18 protein-coding genes are annotated in these 17352 nt (G+C 34.9%); all 18 read left to right on the top strand.

All coding sequences use genetic code 11. The features are described 5' to 3' along the window. Window positions 1-9 precede the first annotated feature (9 nt). Window positions 10-1668: a GspE/PulE family protein gene (locus tag NYE52_RS15335; protein ID WP_341193875.1), complete on the top strand. Its 1659-nt coding sequence runs from the start codon at window positions 10-12 to the stop codon at window positions 1666-1668. 11 nt (window positions 1669-1679) lie between these two features. Continuing rightward, complete coding sequence (locus NYE52_RS15330; RefSeq protein WP_341193874.1) at window positions 1680-2732, top strand: type IV pilus twitching motility protein PilT; 1053 nt, start codon at window positions 1680-1682, stop codon at window positions 2730-2732. Beyond that, the gene (locus tag NYE52_RS15325) at window positions 2719-3930 is read left to right on the top strand and encodes a type II secretion system F family protein (protein ID WP_341193873.1); all 1212 of its coding nucleotides are present in this window, start codon (window positions 2719-2721) and stop codon (window positions 3928-3930) included. Before NYE52_RS15330 ends, NYE52_RS15325 begins: the two co-directional genes overlap by 14 nt. 104 nt (window positions 3931-4034) lie before the next feature. Continuing rightward, window positions 4035-4505, top strand: a complete 471-nt coding sequence (locus NYE52_RS15320; RefSeq protein ID WP_341193872.1) for a competence type IV pilus major pilin ComGC — start codon at window positions 4035-4037, stop codon at window positions 4503-4505. A gap of 39 nt (window positions 4506-4544) precedes the next feature. Then, the gene (locus tag NYE52_RS15315) at window positions 4545-5291 is read left to right on the top strand and encodes a prepilin peptidase (RefSeq protein ID WP_341193871.1); all 747 of its coding nucleotides are present in this window, start codon (window positions 4545-4547) and stop codon (window positions 5289-5291) included. An 11-nt stretch (window positions 5292-5302) separates the two neighbouring features. Further along, window positions 5303-6292 (top strand): type IV pilus biogenesis protein PilM, encoded by a 990-nt coding sequence (gene pilM / locus NYE52_RS15310; protein ID WP_341193870.1) that lies wholly within the window; start codon window positions 5303-5305, stop codon window positions 6290-6292. Continuing rightward, window positions 6293-6898, top strand: a complete 606-nt coding sequence (locus NYE52_RS15305; protein ID WP_341193869.1) for a hypothetical protein — start codon at window positions 6293-6295, stop codon at window positions 6896-6898. Beyond that, complete coding sequence (locus NYE52_RS15300) at window positions 6895-7644, top strand: hypothetical protein (RefSeq protein WP_341193868.1); 750 nt, start codon at window positions 6895-6897, stop codon at window positions 7642-7644. The genes NYE52_RS15305 and NYE52_RS15300 overlap by 4 nt, the downstream gene beginning before the upstream one ends. A gap of 119 nt (window positions 7645-7763) precedes the next feature. Further along, window positions 7764-8855: an SPOR domain-containing protein gene (locus NYE52_RS15295; RefSeq protein WP_341193867.1), complete on the top strand. Its 1092-nt coding sequence runs from the start codon at window positions 7764-7766 to the stop codon at window positions 8853-8855. A 299-nt stretch (window positions 8856-9154) separates the two neighbouring features. Continuing rightward, complete coding sequence (locus tag NYE52_RS15290) at window positions 9155-9730, top strand: Maf family protein (RefSeq protein WP_341193866.1); 576 nt, start codon at window positions 9155-9157, stop codon at window positions 9728-9730. Window positions 9731-9805: 75 nt separating this feature from the next. Next, window positions 9806-10480: a RadC family protein gene (gene radC / locus NYE52_RS15285; RefSeq protein WP_445669150.1), complete on the top strand. Its 675-nt coding sequence runs from the start codon at window positions 9806-9808 to the stop codon at window positions 10478-10480. A 189-nt stretch (window positions 10481-10669) separates the two neighbouring features. Beyond that, window positions 10670-11692: a rod shape-determining protein gene (locus tag NYE52_RS15280; RefSeq protein ID WP_341193864.1), complete on the top strand. Its 1023-nt coding sequence runs from the start codon at window positions 10670-10672 to the stop codon at window positions 11690-11692. Between the two features lie 21 nt (window positions 11693-11713). After that, window positions 11714-12607, top strand: a complete 894-nt coding sequence (gene mreC / locus NYE52_RS15275) for a rod shape-determining protein MreC (RefSeq protein WP_341193863.1) — start codon at window positions 11714-11716, stop codon at window positions 12605-12607. Continuing rightward, a complete protein-coding gene (mreD, locus tag NYE52_RS15270) occupies window positions 12604-13119 on the top strand; it encodes a rod shape-determining protein MreD (protein ID WP_341193862.1) in 516 nt (171 codons plus the stop codon). Before mreC ends, mreD begins: the two co-directional genes overlap by 4 nt. Before the next feature lie 762 nt (window positions 13120-13881). After that, a complete protein-coding gene (gene minC / locus NYE52_RS15265) occupies window positions 13882-14559 on the top strand; it encodes a septum site-determining protein MinC (RefSeq protein ID WP_341193861.1) in 678 nt (225 codons plus the stop codon). A 1-nt stretch (window position 14560) separates the two neighbouring features. Further along, window positions 14561-15364, top strand: a complete 804-nt coding sequence (minD, locus tag NYE52_RS15260; protein WP_341193860.1) for a septum site-determining protein MinD — start codon at window positions 14561-14563, stop codon at window positions 15362-15364. Window positions 15365-15720: 356 nt separating this feature from the next. Continuing rightward, on the top strand, window positions 15721-16491 hold the full coding sequence (locus NYE52_RS15255) for a M23 family metallopeptidase (protein WP_341193859.1): 771 nt from the start codon (window positions 15721-15723) through the stop codon (window positions 16489-16491). Continuing rightward, window positions 16484-17350 (top strand): M50 family metallopeptidase, encoded by an 867-nt coding sequence (locus tag NYE52_RS15250; protein ID WP_341193858.1) that lies wholly within the window; start codon window positions 16484-16486, stop codon window positions 17348-17350. Before NYE52_RS15255 ends, NYE52_RS15250 begins: the two co-directional genes overlap by 8 nt. The last annotated feature ends 2 nt before the right edge of the window (window positions 17351-17352 follow it).

The raw sequence follows: 17352 nt of genomic DNA, 5'->3' as shown, positions 1-17352 counted from the left end.
AGGAAGATGATGATGAAGAATACACGTAAGCGACTAGGGGATTTATTAATAGAAGCTCATCTAATTACACAAGAGCAATTAAATGAGACATTAAGTAGAAAAAGTCCTAATCAAAAACTTGGAGATGCTTTGCTTAAAGAAGGATTAATAACAGAACAACAATTAATAGAGGTTCTGGAGTTTCAGCTAGGGATCCCACATATTAGTTTATATCGTTATCCTTTTGAGCAAAATCTTTTTTCCCTAGTTCCAAAGGAAACGGCAAAAAGAAATCTTCTTATTCCATTAAAAATTGAGGGCGATAAATTATTTGTTGCAATGGCAGATCCAATGGATTATTTTGCGATTGACGATCTTCGCTTAACGACTGGATTTCAAATTGAACCAGCAATTGCTACCCGAGATGATATTATTCGGGCTATCAATAAATATTATGATGTAGATGATGAATTCAAAGAATTACTATTTCCTGTGGAGCAAGAGGAAGAAGTTGATTTAAATGTCGTTCAAGATTCCCCTATTATTAGGTTAGTCAATCAGTTAATAACAAATGCTATTCATGCAAAAGCTAGTGATATTCATATTGATCCCCATGAAACAAAGGTTACTATTCGTTATCGAATTGACGGGGTTCTTCGTACAGAAAGAATTTTGCCAAAGCATATGCAAAGTGTTTTAATTGCGCGAATAAAAATATTGGCCAATCTCGATATTACGGAATACCGTCTACCCCAAGATGGCAGAATAAAGTTTAACTTAGAATTGCATCCCGTAGATTTGCGAATTTCCTCAATTCCGACTATATATGGTGAAAAAATTGTTATGAGGATTCTTGACTTAGGTAGTGCTTTGAATGATATTAATAAACTTGGATTTCATCCTTACAATCTACAGTTATTTAATAAAATGCTGCAAAAGCCGAATGGGATTGTGCTAATAACTGGTCCAACAGGATCAGGTAAATCTTCTACTTTATACGCAGCGCTTAATCAGTTGAATAATGAGGAAGTAAATATTTTAACGATTGAAGATCCAGTTGAATTCCAATTGGAAGGAATCAATCAAATTCAAGTGAATGTAAATACAGGCATGGATTTTGCCGTCGGTTTACGTTCCATTTTAAGACAGGATCCCAATATTATCATGGTTGGGGAAATACGCGATAAGGATACAGTAGAAGTCGCAATCAGAGCCTCCTTAACTGGTCATCTAGTGCTTAGTACCCTTCATACGAATGATTCTATCGGAACAATTACTCGTCTAATTGATATGGGGGTAGAACCATTTTTAGTAGCTTCTTCTTTAAATGGAATTGTCGCACAGCGTTTAGTGAGAAAAGTCTGTCGAGATTGTAAACAAGAGGAAGAGGCTACAAAAAGAGAAATAGAAATCTTTGCAAGAAGAGGAATGTCTATTGAACGTGTCGTTCGTGGAAAAGGTTGTTCTTCCTGTAATATGACCGGTTACCGTGGACGAATCGCGATTCACGAAGTGCTAGTTATGAATGAAGAAATAAGAAAATTAATTATGAACGGGGAATCATTTATTAAGGTAAGAGAGCAAGCTGAAAAGGACAAAACGGTGTTCTTAATTGATGATGGTTTATTAAAAGTAAAACAGGGGATTACAACAACGGAAGAAGTATTAAGAGTCGTTCTTCCTGAATAGAGGGGAATATCTTGAAAGAAAAATTAGATACCATTTTAAAGACTGCTTATGAAAATCGAGCTTCTGATGTTCATTTAACGGTCGGAATCCCACCTGTTATCCGCGTTAATGGAGATTTGAGAAGGATTGGCGAAGAAGGATTGGCGAAAGCAGAGACTGAAGGAATGGCAAAGGAAATTGCGCCTGAATCGTTATGGGATACTTTTATAGAAAAAGGAGAATTGGATTTTTCCTATGAAATAAAGGATCTTTCCCGCTTCAGAGTCAATATATTTAAACAACGTGGACAAGTCTCTCTTGCATTAAGAATTGTTCCAACCGTTATTCCTTCAATCGAGCAGCTTGGAATGCCCGCTATTTTACGAAAAATTGCAGAAAAGCAACAAGGACTTGTCCTAGTGACTGGACCAACTGGAAGTGGTAAATCGACTACTCTAGCAGCAATGATTCGATATTTAAATGAGTCTTATCATAAGCATATCATTACGCTCGAAGATCCAATCGAATATTACCACTCTCACGGCATGTCGATTATTGATCAAAGGGAAGTAGGATTTGATACAAATAATTTTGCAAACGGTCTGCGTGCTGCATTACGGCAAGATCCAGATGTTATCTTAGTCGGGGAAATGCGAGATTTAGAAACCATTCAAACAGCAATAACAGCAGCTGAAACTGGTCATCTTGTACTAGGAACCTTACACACTTCTGGAGCACCGGCAACGATTAATCGTATTATTGATGTGTTCCCGCCAGAACAACAGCAACAAATTCGAATTCAATTAGCTTCTGTATTAGTTTCCGTTGTGTCTCAACGTCTTTTTCCAACGGCTAATAAAAGAGGCAGAGTAGTTGCTTTGGAAATTCTTCTAAACAATTCAGCAGTTGCTAACTTGATTCGTAATGAAAAGATTCATCAAATTATGAATATCATGCAGACATCCAAATCACAAGGGATGGTAACATTGGAAAATAGCATTAAAGAGCTTGTTCAATGGGGACATATTCATCAAGAAGTAGCTGCGCAATATTTACAGGAGTTGTCTATCAATGGCTCGATTTAAGTACACGGGGAGAACGATACAAGGGAAAAAAGAAGGAAACATTAACGCTTCTTCAAAGCGGGAGGCTTTATTTTTACTAAGGGATCAAGGTGTTCGGGTTACAGAAATTATTGAAATAAAAGAATCGTTCTTTACAAAGGATATAGTCATAGGGAATCCTGTTAAATTGCAGGATATGGTTATTTATTTACGACAGTTCGCCACTCTGTTATCAGCAGGTATATCTATAATTGATTCAACGAAAATTCTTGCAGAACAAACTACGAGTAAAGCGCTGCGAAAGGTTTTAAAAGAAGTAAAAGAGGATTTAAGAGAAGGAAATCCTCTATCTAATGCCGCTGAAAAGCATCGAAAGGTTTTCTCATCCATGTTCATCAACATGGTGAGAGCTGGAGAGGTAAGCGGAAATATGGATGAAACGCTTGAGCGTTTGGCAATTCATTATGAAAGACAGCATTTTACGAAGCAAAAGATTATTTCTGCACTTGCTTATCCAGCATCTGTTGGGTTGCTTTCAATAGGAGTTGTTATCTTTTTATTAATTTATGTTGTGCCAATTTTTGTTGGAATGTTTGCTAGCTTAGGTGGGAAATTACCGTTTATTACACAATTTGTGCTAGATGCAAGTGCCTTTGTACAATCATTTTGGTGGTTAATAGCCTTAATTGTAATTCTATTTACGATTGTATTTATGCTATTGCGAAATAATGAGACGTCTAAATATTATTTGGATTATGCTGTATTAAGGATGCCGATTATAGGGAAGCTACTACAGAAGGCAGAACTAGCAAAAATGACACGTACATTAAGCTCCTTATTCTCGAGTTCTGTGCCAATTCTACAGGCGCTATCCATTGTAGAATCAGTAGTGGAAAATAAAGTAATAGCTGAAGTAGTTAATAAATCGCACACTGCCTTGGAAAATGGCCAGTCGTTGATTGAACCGATGAGAAAGCATTGGGCCTTCCCTCCTCTTATTACTCAAATGATTGCCATAGGAGAAGAAACTGGGTCATTAGACCTTATGCTTGGAAAAGTTGCCGACTTTTATGAAAAAGAAGTGGAAGTTAGTACAGATCGGCTAAAAGCAATCCTTGAGCCATTGTTAATTGTCCTACTGGCAGGACTTGTAGGAGTTATTGTTTCAGCGCTGATGATACCAATGTTTGAAATTTTTAATCAAGTGGATAATTATTAAGAAAAATACTTAATTTTGCGAAAAGATAAATCTTTCTTTTAAAAAGAGAATCTGCTAAAGTACTACTTATAATAGTAAAATATGACTAGTGGAGGCAATGAAATATGAAAAAAATAATAAATCGCATTAAAAATCAAAAAGGGTTAACGTTAATTGAGCTACTTGCTGTTGTCGTTATTCTTGGAATCATTGCAGCAATTGCTGTGCCGAGTGTAGGGAAAATTATCGATAACACAAAGAAAGATGCGCATGTGGCAAACGCACAGCAAATGATTAACTCTGCTAAATTGGCTGTTTCGGCGGATACGGGGTTATTGCCGAGTAAAGATTCTAAATATATAACAATGGAATATTTAGAGCAACAAGGTTATTTAGATACAGTGAAAGATCCAGATGGTGGTGATTACACTAAAGGTACAAATGAAACAACGACTGCTGCTCCTACTAGTGTTTCTTATGTGAAAATTACAAAAGGTACGGAAGGTAAGTACAGTTATTCCGCTAAATTAGTCGGTAGTGAGAGAGGGATTACTGAAACTCCTGAAGCAGATTTATCAAGGGATGATGTAAAATAAAGTAGATATACAATAATCAATAAGCTAAAGGGGAAAATAATGCTATTCCTAATCTTCCTATACGGACTCCTATTCGGCTCCTTCTTTAACGTAGTCGGTCTTAGAGTCCCTGTCAATCAGTCGATTGTTACTCCGCGTTCAGCCTGTCCGAAATGTGGACATACATTAAATTGGTATGAATTAATACCTGTATTATCTTATATTTTTCAAAGGGGGAAATGCAGTCAGTGTAAGACTGCCATTTCCCCTATTTACCCGATTGTCGAATTGATAACCGGTCTTTTGTTTATTTTGGCACCATTTAAATTAGGCTGGACAAGTGAACTTTTCGTTGCTTGGACACTCATTTCCTTGTTGATGATTATACTAGTATCCGATCTTGCTTATATGATCATTCCAGATAAAGTATTGGTTGTCTTTTCTATAATCCTTATTATAGGAAAAATAATAATTCCTCATACCACTTGGGTCTTCTCTATTTCAGGGGCTGCCGTCGGTTTTTTCTTATTGCTGTTCCTAGCAGTTATTAGTAAGGGCGGCATGGGCGGCGGTGACATTAAGTTATTTGCTGTTATTGGCTTTGTGTTAGGACCGAAATTAGTTCTATTAGCTTTTTTCCTTGCTTCCTTATTTGGTGCTGTAATTGGTATAATTGGAATGTTATTAAAGCATTTTAAGAAGAGGGAGCCAATTCCGTTTGGTCCATATATTGTTTTAGGGACACTTATCGCCTATTTTTATGGATCAAATCTAATAATTTTTTACTTTCAACTTCTTAACATATAAGGAGATATAATATGGGGTTGTTTCGAAACAAAAGAACTGTCCAACTTATTTTTAATGATCATTCCATTCGGTATATGGAAATGAAACAAATTAATCCCCCTCTGCCGATTAAATGGGGAGAGAGAGTCTTACCAGAAGGAATCATTAGAAATGGAAAAGTGGTCAATAAAGAGAGCTTACAGTTAATACTCGAAGAATGTGCAGAGATATGGAAGATAAAGAAAAGGGACATACAAATTGTAGTACCAGATGCGCTAATTATTATACGAAAAATTTCGATTCCAATAGATATTAAAGAGGACGAATTAAATGAGTATTTGTACTTAGAAATTGGCACATCCATCCATCTTCCATTTGAAGAGCCTGTCTTTGATACAGTTATTTTAAAAGAAGAAGAAGAGAAAAAGGAAGTTCTTTTAATTGCAGCGCAACAAGAACTAGTACAGGAATATGTTGATGCTCTAACAGAAGCAAAACTATATCCAATTGCTGCAGATATTTCCTCACTAGCTTCCTTTCGTTTATATGAAAGACTTTATACAGCTGCGGAAGAGGAAAGACTATTATTTGTACATATGGATTTAGAAAATGTCAATATTACTATTTTTGAGCACGGATATCCGATTTTTGCCCATTTTTTGCCGCTTACCTTTATACGCGACGAGTGGGAACTGCGAGTAAATCGGTCACAGCAATCAGAGCTTAGCTTTCAAGGAGATATGAAAGAGTTAATGCTTGAATATGATAATGTTTTTCGAGAGGTAAACAGATTGATGGATTTTTATCGTTATTCCATTCATCAAGGAAGAGAGCAATTGACGAAAATCATTTTGACAGGTGATCACCCAATGTTATCAACAACCATTAAAGAGGAATTATCTTCACAGTTTGATCTACCAATTATTTTGCCAGAAGTAGATAGCTTATTAACTGGATTCAAGCGATCTTTACCAAGTGCCTTTCACCTTGTTTTAGGATTAGCTTTAAAAGAGGTGAAATAAATGTTAGTGGATATCAATTTACTGCCGAAAAAGGAAAGGCGAAGTAATAAATCAATCTATATTCTTTTTATATTTGTTGGAGCTACAATCCTTTGTTTGATTGCTATGTTATTCATTGGCCATTCTATCCAGAAAAAGAATAATGCATTAGCAAAACAAGTGAATACTATAAAGGAACAAGTGGAAACGTCACAAACGATGCTGACTACTTATGAAAATTCAAATGCAGCAGCAGAATTAGAAAAGGCTGTAATCTGGGCGGAGAATTATCCCGTAAAAACGGTTCCTATAATAAGAGTGCTAACATCCTATCTACCTGAAAGAGGATATATTTTATCTTTTCTTTATAATGAAGATGGAACGATTCAGCTTGAGGCTCAATTTGATACAACCAGGGAAGCTGCCTATTATTTAAAGAGAATGATGGATTCAGCATGGATTACTGATGTTACACTCTCCAAACTCTCGGTAACGACTATTACTACTTCCGTTGATGAGGGTGCTCTATCAACAGAGCAAGATGTACAACGATACAATGGTTCCTTTCAAATCTTCTTAAACAAAGAAACGATTAAAGAGGAAGAACAAGGAGATTCCAATTCATGAACCTTGATAGAAATAAATTGCTTACCATAAGTAGTATGTTGATCCTAATCTGTTTATTAATAGGAATGTATTTCTTTTATTTGCAACCTAAAATTGTTGAAAATAATAAAAAAAATGATCAGTTAGAAACGGAACAGCAGCTTCTATCTGTGATTGAAACGAATATTCAAGAAAAGAAAGAGACTGGAGAAAAAAATACGTTCGAATTGCAAAAAAATATTCCGGTAAAACCATTAACGGATCAATTACTAATCGATATCGAAAAAGCAGAAATCATTTCGGAAACGATGATCCAGAATATGGTATTTAGTAATGGAGAAGTAGCAGTTGATTCGGCAGATGAGGAAGGGATATTGCAAGAACAATTTGATAAAAGCACCAGTTTAGAAGTAGACGAAGAAACAGCAAATGAAAATAATGAGGAGGAAGAATTGCCATCTATAGAATTGCCCTCTGGTATGAAGGAAATGACTGCAACACTTGAAATAAGTGCGAAAGACTATTTTGCGCTGGAGAAGTTTATTTCTGAAATGGAGAATAATGAACGGATTGTGTTAGTGAGAAATATTAATTTCTCTGGTGAAGAAGAAAGAACGACTATTTCAATAGAGGAAGAAAATAATTTGTTAACTTTTTATGTTACTTTTTCGGTCTTCTACATGCCAGATTTAGTAGATTTACAAGAAAGTTTACCTAAGCTAGATGTGCCATCCCCTAGTAATAAAATAAATCCTTTTGCTAATTAATTGGCGAATAATTAAATAATTTGACGAAATCATTCTATAACAAGACGACAAAAGTCTTGTTATTTTTTTTTATTTATATGATAGGATAAACAAAATAAATGAAAATGGGGGTAGGACGAGTGAGTGAAAAACCGGAGAATCGAAAAACAATAACGATTAAAATCAACGGAAAAGACCGTCCATTCCAAAATAAGGATACTGACGAAGTGATGGAGCAGAACCAACCTTCTGTTTTTCATAAGGACCAAAAAAACGTTAAGAAAGAAAAGGGTGTATTTAGTGAAGAGTCTGCAGCAGGAAGTGAAGCAGAGTTAGAAGAAAGCTTTGATTGGATTCTTCCAACACCAGAGGAAATACCGGTAAAAGACAAAGAGAAAAGCATGTTTACCTTTCAAGCGCCTTTTAATAAAAAGGACAAGCCAACTTTTTCAAAGAGCAACAAAACAAAAGAGGAAAAGAAAAAAAGCTTGCCGAAGGAAATAGTTGCTTCTATTTTCTTTGCAGTTTTTTTTGCGGTCATATTAGGAACTAGTTTTGGTGTTATATTATTAAATATGGTAAGTAATGATCAGACTACTTCAAGCAATGGAAATATAACGGCTTCAGCCAATAAATCAACGAATGATGGACAAGTTGTTGCTTCTTCTGCAGTTGCTTCGAAGGAAGATATTACTACTTATGTCCTTCAAGATGATATTTTTTCTAATGAAGAGCGAGCCAAAAATGAGCAAAAAAAATTAAAAGAAGCAGGAAAAACGAGTCAAGTTTTCCCGATTGATGGGCAACAATTCCTTTTATTGGGAGTTGCTAGCAATTTGGAAGATGCAAAAACGTGGCAAAAGCAAGTAGAAGGTACGTATGCAAAAGAAATGATTTTTAATGGAAAAAAAGTGGAGAATGTATCCAAGGAAGAGAAAGAACTTATTGAAGGATCGCCAGCCATCTATTATTCTATTCTGCAAATAGTGACAAGTATTCAATTTGATAAATCTATTTCAGCTGAAAATAGGAGTAAGTTAGAGGAGGAGCTCACGAAAGTCGAGGAGAAAAAAATCTCTACTATCATAAATGAAAAAATTAAAAACATGGCAACTCACTTAGCAAAGGGTGGCGAGCTTACTTTGAATTTAAAAGAAAATAGTAGTGAAAAAGAGATAGAGACTGTTCAACAGCATTTATTAGATTACTTAGCTGATTATGTAGCATTATGATTATTAAATTGAAATTTAAAAGGGAGCTAAATTCGTTGAAAACGAAAAGCTCTCTTTTATTTTATATACATTCCATGTACTATTTTTTTCTTTAGAATGTGCGATATAGACGTAAATGACCAAAAGAGCTTTCGTTTATTACTATATAAAAATAATATTGTAAATATTTCTACAGATTTCGTCATATTACATTTTATTTACCGTTAGATAAAAAATTACGTTTCAAAATTGTATATCCTGCAATTCTTTGATAGGATTAATTTGTATCTCTCAATTTGAAATAGTAGGTAGGTGTAATAATGTTAAAGAAAACCCTCATATTGGCCTCTTCTTCTCCTCGACGAAAAGAGCTCCTTGAAGAACTCCAAATACCAATTGTTATATCCAGTAGTAATGTAGATGAAAGCTTTGAACCTTCCCTTTCTCCTGAAGAAATTGTCATGTATTTAGCGAGAAAAAAAGTGGAAGCTATCTATTCCGATGACAAAGAAACATTTATACTTGGTGCCGATACGGTAGTATGTTTAGATGGCTGCATATTAGGTAAGCCTCATTCGAGAGAGGAGGCGTTTCAAATGCTGAGTCAGCTTTCAGGAAAAACGCATTCTGTGTATACTGGTGTCGCTATTATGGCAAATGGCAAATGCTCCACATTTTATGAAAAAACTGACGTGCTATTTTGGGAATTAACAGAGGAAGAAATACACGATTACTTAGACACCGGGGAACCGTTTGATAAAGCAGGTGCGTATGGAATTCAAGGAGTAGGTAGAATACTAGTGAAAGAAATTAAAGGAGATTATTTCACCGTAGTTGGTCTTCCGATTTCTCGAACAGTACGCGAATTGAAAGCACTAGGCTTTAGTATGCCCTAATTAAATCAAAGGTCCCTTATTCTTTTCTTCCCAAAATCAAGTGATAAAGGGAGGAACTAATAAAGAATGGATTCTATGTTAATAAGAGATTTTCCAAATGATGAACGACCGAGAGAACGTTTTATTAAACAGGGACCAGAAAGCTTGGCAAATCATGAATTAATCGCTATATTGATTCAAACAGGTTCGAAAAATGAATCCGTACTAACATTAGCGAATAAGCTTTTAATTCATTTTGATGGACTCCGATTATTAAAGGATGCTAGCCTTGATGAGTTAAAAGCAATAAAAGGAATTGGAACAGCAAAAGCTATACAGTTGATGGCAGCGATCGAGCTGGGTAGACGTGTTTCTAATTTAGAATTCACTGATAGATATTGTATTCGATCACCAGAAGATGCTGCGAAGTACATGATGAATGAAATGAGATTCCTCTCGCAAGAGCATTTTGTTTGTTTATATTTAAATACAAAGAATCAAGTGATGCATAAGCAAGTAGTTTTTATTGGTAGTTTAAATGCAAGTATTGTCCATCCTCGGGAAGTATATAAAGAAGCATTTAGAAGATCTGCCGCTTCCATAATTTGTCTTCATAATCATCCATCAGGAGATCCTTCTCCAAGTAGAGAAGATATTGAAGTAACAAAAAGATTAGTGGAATGTGGAAAAATAATAGGGATTGATTTGCTAGATCATATCATAATTGGGGAAAATAAATTTATCAGCTTAAAAGAAAAAGGCTATGTATGATGCTGTTCTTTTGAGAAGATATGAGCTATAATATTATTTATGATTTTTTGGCTAATTATGTCTAGTTATGACTAATCATCACTAATCATGACAAAATAAAGATAAGCAACATTTAGAAGATAATTACAAAGAGGAGAATATTTACCTACTTTATAATATTGCATTAGTTTCAGAAAGGGAGATACATTTATGTTAGGTTTTGGAACAAGAGATCTTGGAATTGATTTAGGAACAGCGAACACACTTGTGTATGTTAAAGGAAAAGGAATTGTAGTAAGAGAACCATCTGTGGTTGCTCTGCAAACAGATACAAAAAGCATTGTGGCAGTTGGAAATGATGCGAAAAATATGATTGGTAGAACACCAGGGAATGTGGTAGCGTTACGTCCGATGAAGGATGGTGTTATTGCTGATTATGAAACAACTGCAACGATGATGAAATACTATATTAAGCAAGCAATAAAAAATAAAGGCTATTTCTCGGGTAAACCATATGTAATGGTTTGTGTACCATCAGGAATCACTGCAGTAGAAGAGAGAGCTGTAATTGATGCAACGCGCCAAGCAGGTGCAAGAGATGCCTATACCATTGAAGAACCGTTTGCTGCAGCAATTGGAGCAAATCTTCCAGTATGGGAGCCAACAGGAAGCATGGTAGTAGATATCGGTGGTGGTACAACAGAAGTTGCGATTATTTCTCTTGGTGGAATTGTTACTAGCCAATCGATTCGAATTGCTGGAGATGAAATGGATGATGCAATCGTTAATTACATACGTAAAACGTATAATTTAATGATTGGGGAAAGAACTTCTGAAAGCATTAAAATGGAAATTGGAAGTGCTGGAAATCCTGATCAAATTGAAAATATGGATATTCGCGGTCGAGATTTATTAACCGGACTACCAAAAACGATCAAAATTACTGCTGATGAAATTGCAAAAGCATTAAAGGATACTGTAGCTGCAATTGTAGATGCAGTGAAAGTAACACTAGAAAAAACGCCTCCTGAACTGGCAGCTGATATTATGGATCGCGGAATAGTTCTAACCGGTGGTGGAGCATTGCTTCGAAATCTTGATAAAATTATCAGTGAAGAAACGAGCATGCCTGTCGTAATAGCAGAAGATCCATTAGATTGTGTTGCTATTGGAACTGGTAAAGCTTTAGATCATATTCACTTATTCAAAAATAAAGCAAAAGATTCACGATAATTTTACTCGAGGTGTATAAGCATGCCACAGTTTTTTATGAATAAACGCCTGATTATTTTGCTAGTTAGCATTATTATTCTCGTGGCATTAATAGGGTTTTCATTAAGTGATCGGAATAAATTAACCTGGCCTGAGCAATTCGTAAAAGATACAACCGGCTGGGTTCAAACCCTTGTTTCCAGACCTGCCCATTTTGTGGTGGGTTTTGTTGATAATGTCAAATCTTTACGGGATACATACGAAGAGAATAAGGAATTAAAGGCGAAGCTAGAGGAAAATGCTCAGCTTAAATACCAGGTTCAAGGTCTCAAAAAAGATGTCCAAGCATTACAAGAAACACTGGAAGAAAAAGAATCGTTAAGTGATTATACGCTAATGAAAGCAACGGTGATTAGAAGAAATCCATCCCAATGGACGGAGTTAGTTACCATTAATAGAGGAGAAAATGATGGCGTAGAGAAAAATATGGCTGTTATTACTGCTGCTGGATTAATTGGGAAAATTAAATCAGTTGCACCAAATACGGCTACTGTACAGCTGTTGAGCTCTGAAGATCCGGCTAATCGAATCTCTGCATTTATTCAGCCGACGGATAAGGAAAAAGAAAAGAATAAAGATAAAACGGAAGTTTTTGGAATTATTGCAGATTATGATAAAGAAACTAAGCAATTGATAATGACTTGGGAAGAAGTACCGAATGGATTAAAGGTTGAAAAAGGACAGCTTGTTACAACATCAGGAATGGGTGGAGTCTTTCCGAAGGGGTTAGCTATTGGAATGGTAGAAAAAGTAGAACCAGATGAAAATGGTCTTCAGAAAAAAGTATTTATCAATCCAGCAGCGGATTTCTATGATATTGAACATGTAATGGTAGTAGACCGGGAAGCTTTATCTCCTGAAGAGGATGAACAATGAGAAAAGTTTTAATTGGCTGTATAATTTCATTCATGTTTATTTTAGAAAGTGTTTTTTTAGAATTACTTCCAACAGACCCTTTCGGAAAAAATTGGATTTTCGTTCCTTATTTTTTACTAATTACCATTCTTTTCTTTTCTATTTATGGAAATAGAAATGTAGGCGTAATTTATGGTTTCGTATTTGGCTTGCTTTTTGATATCGTCTATACAGAGATTTTAGGTATTTATTTTTTTGCTTTTCCTTTTATTATATATATATTTAATAAATTGATGAAAATTTTTCATAGTAATATTGTTGTGGTTTCCGTAATGAGTCTATTTGCAGTTTCGGCATTAGAAATGATTGTCTATCAAGTAATAAAAGTGATAAATCTAACAACGATTGATTTTGCAAGTTTTATTCATTTAAGACTTATGCCTACTTTAGGGCTAAATCTTATTTTTATCATGATTGTCGCATATCCATATAAACGATTATTCGAGAAGTATGCAGCTGAGTTAAAAGAATGATATAGTTAGAATGTAAATAAATTTCAGATTGGGCAATTTGTTTGTCTTCAATCTGAAATTTATTTGATTGGAGACTTGGCTTTCGTTCGAAAGTTTCGAAAGGATAAATCTATTGAAGGCTATTCAAGTAGCAAGTGGTTAACTGCCCAGCAAAATGTAGGCATGTCATTTTGTAAGGACTCATTGAATAGCTAACCATATTCGTGTTTCTTTTCTCTTAGTCACCACTTTTAATTTGTACGGTGCTAGTGCTTTTCTTATTTTCGATAAATATATTTTGCTTGAAAAGGAATTTTAAAAACGTTTGTCGAATGATATTAATAGGAAATAGCAACCATTGTTTAGAGGTCTAAAGTCCTTAAATGCTAGAGTGATATTAAGATGGTACGCTGATTAAAAGCAAACGTTGAATGGGAAATTTATTTTTGCATCTTTAAACGCATTTATGAAAAGAGTGAATGCATTAGCTAAAGTGCTCACCATAATCAAATGAAAATGTTGGATCGAATTGATTAAGTATTGTTTAATGAGTCATGGCGATAGTTAGTTCGATAATCATTCATTATTTGATTAGGATGTTTGCGCTTTTTTATGCAAAGTAAGATTTATAAGTATAACGATATCGAGCATTTGCGTCTATTGCCTTGAAAGACTACAATCCTTTTATATAGCAAAGTTATTTAAAAGGATTATTTATGTAGTTGTGTCTGTCAGATGAAAGGGAGACGCTTACGCTTTTCTTACAGAGGTGAACAACTTGAAATGAAAAAAAGGCAGCTAGTAACAATTAAAGGAACGAAGAATGGACTAGGTCTACATCTTAATGATAATTGTTCATACGAGGATATATTAAGAGAACTCCAGTATAAATTAAATGAGAGCTCAAGCCTTCATAATGAAAATCGGGATTTAAAAGTAACAGTAGAGCTTGGGAATAGATATGTAACCGATGAGCAAAAGGAAGAGATTGTTCATTTAATTCAGGAAAAACAAAATCTGTCTGTCCAATCGATTAATAGTAATTTAGTAACGAAGAAAGAAGCGGAGAATTGGTTAAGACAAAATGAAGTGAAATCAATTACCAGTATTGTGCGCTCAGGACAAATACTTGAGGTGCCAGGTGATTTATTGCTAATTGGAGATGTCAATCCCGGTGGGAAAGTAATAGCCGGTGGTAATATCTATATCATGGGACAGTTGAAAGGTATTGCCCATGCTGGATATAATGGGAATGATGATGCAGTTATTGCGGCATCTATTATGAAGCCGACGCAAATCCGGATTAGTCATTTTATCGAGAGAGAAATGACCAATTCATCTTCTGAAAATACAAGAGAAATGGAATGTGCATATGTGAATAACAATGCCATTAAGATTGATAGATTACAAGTATTACCACATTTAAGACCAAATTTGCTGAAATTGGAAGGAGGATATTAAGATGGGAGAGGCAATTGTTATAACATCAGGTAAAGGTGGAGTTGGAAAAACAACCACTTCTGCAAACATAGGAACAGCACTTGCGTTACAAGGAAAGAAAGTCTGTTTAGTAGATACAGATATTGGCTTACGAAATCTTGATGTCGTAATGGGGTTAGAAAATCGTATCATTTATGATTTAGTGGATGTAGTAGAGGAAAGATGTAAAATTCATCAAGCGCTTGTAAAAGATAAAAGGTTTGATGACCTATTATATTTACTTCCAGCTGCTCAAACGAGTGATAAAACAGCTGTTCGACCAAATCAAATGAGAGAGCTGGTCCTTCGTTTAAAGCAGGACTATGATTATATTATTATTGATTGTCCTGCAGGTATTGAACAAGGATATCAAAATGCGGTTGCTGGTGCGGATAAAGCAATTGTGGTTACTACTCCTGAAGTATCTTCTGTAAGAGATGCGGATAGAGTAATTGGTTTACTGGAAAAAGAAGAGCAAATGGAACGACCAATGCTAGTTATAAATAGAATTAGAAATCATATGGTGAAAAATGGAGACATGTTGGATATTGATGAGGTAACAAGTCATCTTTCTATTGATTTATTAGGGATTGTTGCAGATGATGATGCTGTTATTAGAGCTTCTAACAATGGTGAGCCAATTGCTTTAAACCCAAATAGTAAATCTGCGATTGCTTATCGGAATATCGCCAGAAGAATTTTAGGTGAAACAGTTCCATTGCAACACTTAGAAGAAGAATCAAAAGGTGTGTTTGCTAAAATTAAGACATTCTTCGGTGCTAGATAATATAGTAAGATAGCGATTTTTTACTATACGTACATAATTAGGACGTATGCGAAGATTTTTAAAGGAGTAAAGACAGAACTCTATCTCTATTTTGTGCTGGATAAATGAAATAAGTAGGGTTTAAATTATTATGATTTGAGATAAGGCTTTGTTTTTAAATTTGTCCTGTAAAACAATAGATTGATTCAATAAGATCAATCTATTGCTTTACAGGGCTTTTTGTATTTTCCTGTTTGCGAGTGGGGATGAATTCATACTTAATCATTTATCTCTTCCACTTGATTAAAGGCATACTTTTCTTTTTCCTTACATAAATATAGGGATAAAAGGACAAGTATGTTAGGGGAGAGGAGTAAATGGGGTCAAGAAACGATGATGTTAGAAAAAAAATTGAAAGAAGAAGAAAAGAACGGGCGAGGATGGAAAAAAATATTGATAGCAGAGTGCTATGGTCGGATGAAGAGGATAACTACGATTATAGTTTTACAAGTAAAGAGGAAAATTACCCACCGAAGATTCATCCCTTGTTTCGCAAAGATCTATTTATGTTGAAAATCTTAGGAGCAGCCATTCTTTTTCTTGCTGTTGCCATCATTGTAGACCACCCATCCACAAAATTAGCAAAGGTAGAGGATACAATTAGACAAGCAATGTCGAATGATTTTAATTTTATGGTTGTTTCAGATTGGTATGAAGATAAATTTGGAAAACCATTAGCCTTTCTACCAGAACAGAAAGAAGTGGTGCAGGATACAGAGCAATTACAGCAATATACCTTATCTGCATCCGGTAAAGTGTTAGAGGAATTTCAAAAAAACGGGCAACGAATTGCGATAGAAACAGGATCGGATACAACCGTCCAATCTTTTAATGAAGGACAAATTACCTTTATAGGAGAGAAAGAAGGTTTTGGGAAAACGGTTGTTATCAAGCACAGTGATCAAAGCGAATCGTGGTATGGAAATTTAGAAGAAGTGGATGTAAAATTATACGAAAATATAAAAAAAGGAACAAAGGTTGGAAAGGCCTCAAGGTATGAAGGAGATGAAACACTCGGTTTATTCTATTTTGCGATAAAGAAAAATGATGATTTTATCGATCCTTTACAGGTGATAGAAATTGAATAGGTTCCTTAGTGTTTTTAAGTACCTTCATATCCATCCACTATTATGGGTTGTCATTGCTATCGGGGTAATGACTGCCCATTTTTATGAATTATGCTTATTGTTTATGATTATCCTTATACATGAATTAGGTCATGCATTTGCAGCTGCTTTCTTTTCGTGGAGAATAAAGAAAATTTCTTTACTACCATTCGGGGGAGTAGCGGAAATGGATGAACATGGAAATCGCCCGTTGCTAGAGGAGGCAATTGTTATTATTTCTGGACCAATACAACATATTTGGCTAGTAGGGCTTGGATTTCTTTTATGGCAAGAGGGAGTTTTTACAGACTCCTTATATCAAACCTTTGTTCATTATAATTTCATGATATTATTATTTAATTTACTTCCGATTTGGCCACTGGATGGTGGTAAGCTAATGTTTCTTTGCTTTTCCTTGAAAAATTCTTTTCCTAAGTCTCATAAATTCACCCTTTACTTTTCTGTTTTAGGAGTTTCTTTATTTCTACTTATTGTTCTAATCAAGATGCCGACGAATTTAAATGCATGGATTATTATCAGTTTCTTGCTTTTTTCCATTTTTTACGAATGGAAACAAAGAAGATTCTTATTTATGCGATTCTTGTTAGAACGATATTATGGAAAAACAAATGATTTCCGAAAATTACTCCCTTTAGAAGTGGAAGAAGAGGATCATATATTGGATGTCTTAGAACGATTTCATCGAGGGTGTAAGCACCCCATTATCGTAAAAACTAGAGGGAAAGAGAGTGCTATTCTTGATGAAAATGAGCTATTACATGTCTATTTTAAAGAAAAAAATGTGTCTGCGAAGATAAAGGATGTATTGGTTGTTTTATAGGT

The organism is Niallia sp. FSL W8-0635 (assembly GCF_038007965.1).
GTDB lineage: Bacteria > Bacillota > Bacilli > Bacillales > Cytobacillaceae > Niallia.
This window is presented reverse-complemented; position numbering and strand designations above follow the sequence as displayed.

What these genes read in the sequence shown, in the direction of transcription:
- radC (WP_445669150.1), top strand. Translation starts at nt 9,806, where the DNA reads ATGTTAATAAGAGATTTTCCAAATGATGAACGACCGAGAGAACGTTTT.
- NYE52_RS15255 (WP_341193859.1), top strand. Translation starts at nt 15,721, where the DNA reads ATGGGGTCAAGAAACGATGATGTTAGAAAAAAAATTGAAAGAAGAAGA.
- NYE52_RS15280 (WP_341193864.1), top strand. Translation starts at nt 10,670, where the DNA reads ATGTTAGGTTTTGGAACAAGAGATCTTGGAATTGATTTAGGAACAGCG.
- NYE52_RS15320 (WP_341193872.1), top strand. Translation starts at nt 4,035, where the DNA reads ATGAAAAAAATAATAAATCGCATTAAAAATCAAAAAGGGTTAACGTTA.
- minC (WP_341193861.1), top strand. Translation starts at nt 13,882, where the DNA reads ATGAAAAAAAGGCAGCTAGTAACAATTAAAGGAACGAAGAATGGACTA.
- minD (WP_341193860.1), top strand. Translation starts at nt 14,561, where the DNA reads ATGGGAGAGGCAATTGTTATAACATCAGGTAAAGGTGGAGTTGGAAAA.
- NYE52_RS15300 (WP_341193868.1), top strand. Translation starts at nt 6,895, where the DNA reads ATGAACCTTGATAGAAATAAATTGCTTACCATAAGTAGTATGTTGATC.
- pilM (WP_341193870.1), top strand. Translation starts at nt 5,303, where the DNA reads ATGGGGTTGTTTCGAAACAAAAGAACTGTCCAACTTATTTTTAATGAT.
- NYE52_RS15335 (WP_341193875.1), top strand. Translation starts at nt 10, where the DNA reads ATGATGAAGAATACACGTAAGCGACTAGGGGATTTATTAATAGAAGCT.
- NYE52_RS15305 (WP_341193869.1), top strand. Translation starts at nt 6,293, where the DNA reads ATGTTAGTGGATATCAATTTACTGCCGAAAAAGGAAAGGCGAAGTAAT.
- mreC (WP_341193863.1), top strand. Translation starts at nt 11,714, where the DNA reads ATGCCACAGTTTTTTATGAATAAACGCCTGATTATTTTGCTAGTTAGC.
- NYE52_RS15325 (WP_341193873.1), top strand. Translation starts at nt 2,719, where the DNA reads ATGGCTCGATTTAAGTACACGGGGAGAACGATACAAGGGAAAAAAGAA.
- mreD (WP_341193862.1), top strand. Translation starts at nt 12,604, where the DNA reads ATGAGAAAAGTTTTAATTGGCTGTATAATTTCATTCATGTTTATTTTA.
- NYE52_RS15290 (WP_341193866.1), top strand. Translation starts at nt 9,155, where the DNA reads ATGTTAAAGAAAACCCTCATATTGGCCTCTTCTTCTCCTCGACGAAAA.
- NYE52_RS15315 (WP_341193871.1), top strand. Translation starts at nt 4,545, where the DNA reads ATGCTATTCCTAATCTTCCTATACGGACTCCTATTCGGCTCCTTCTTT.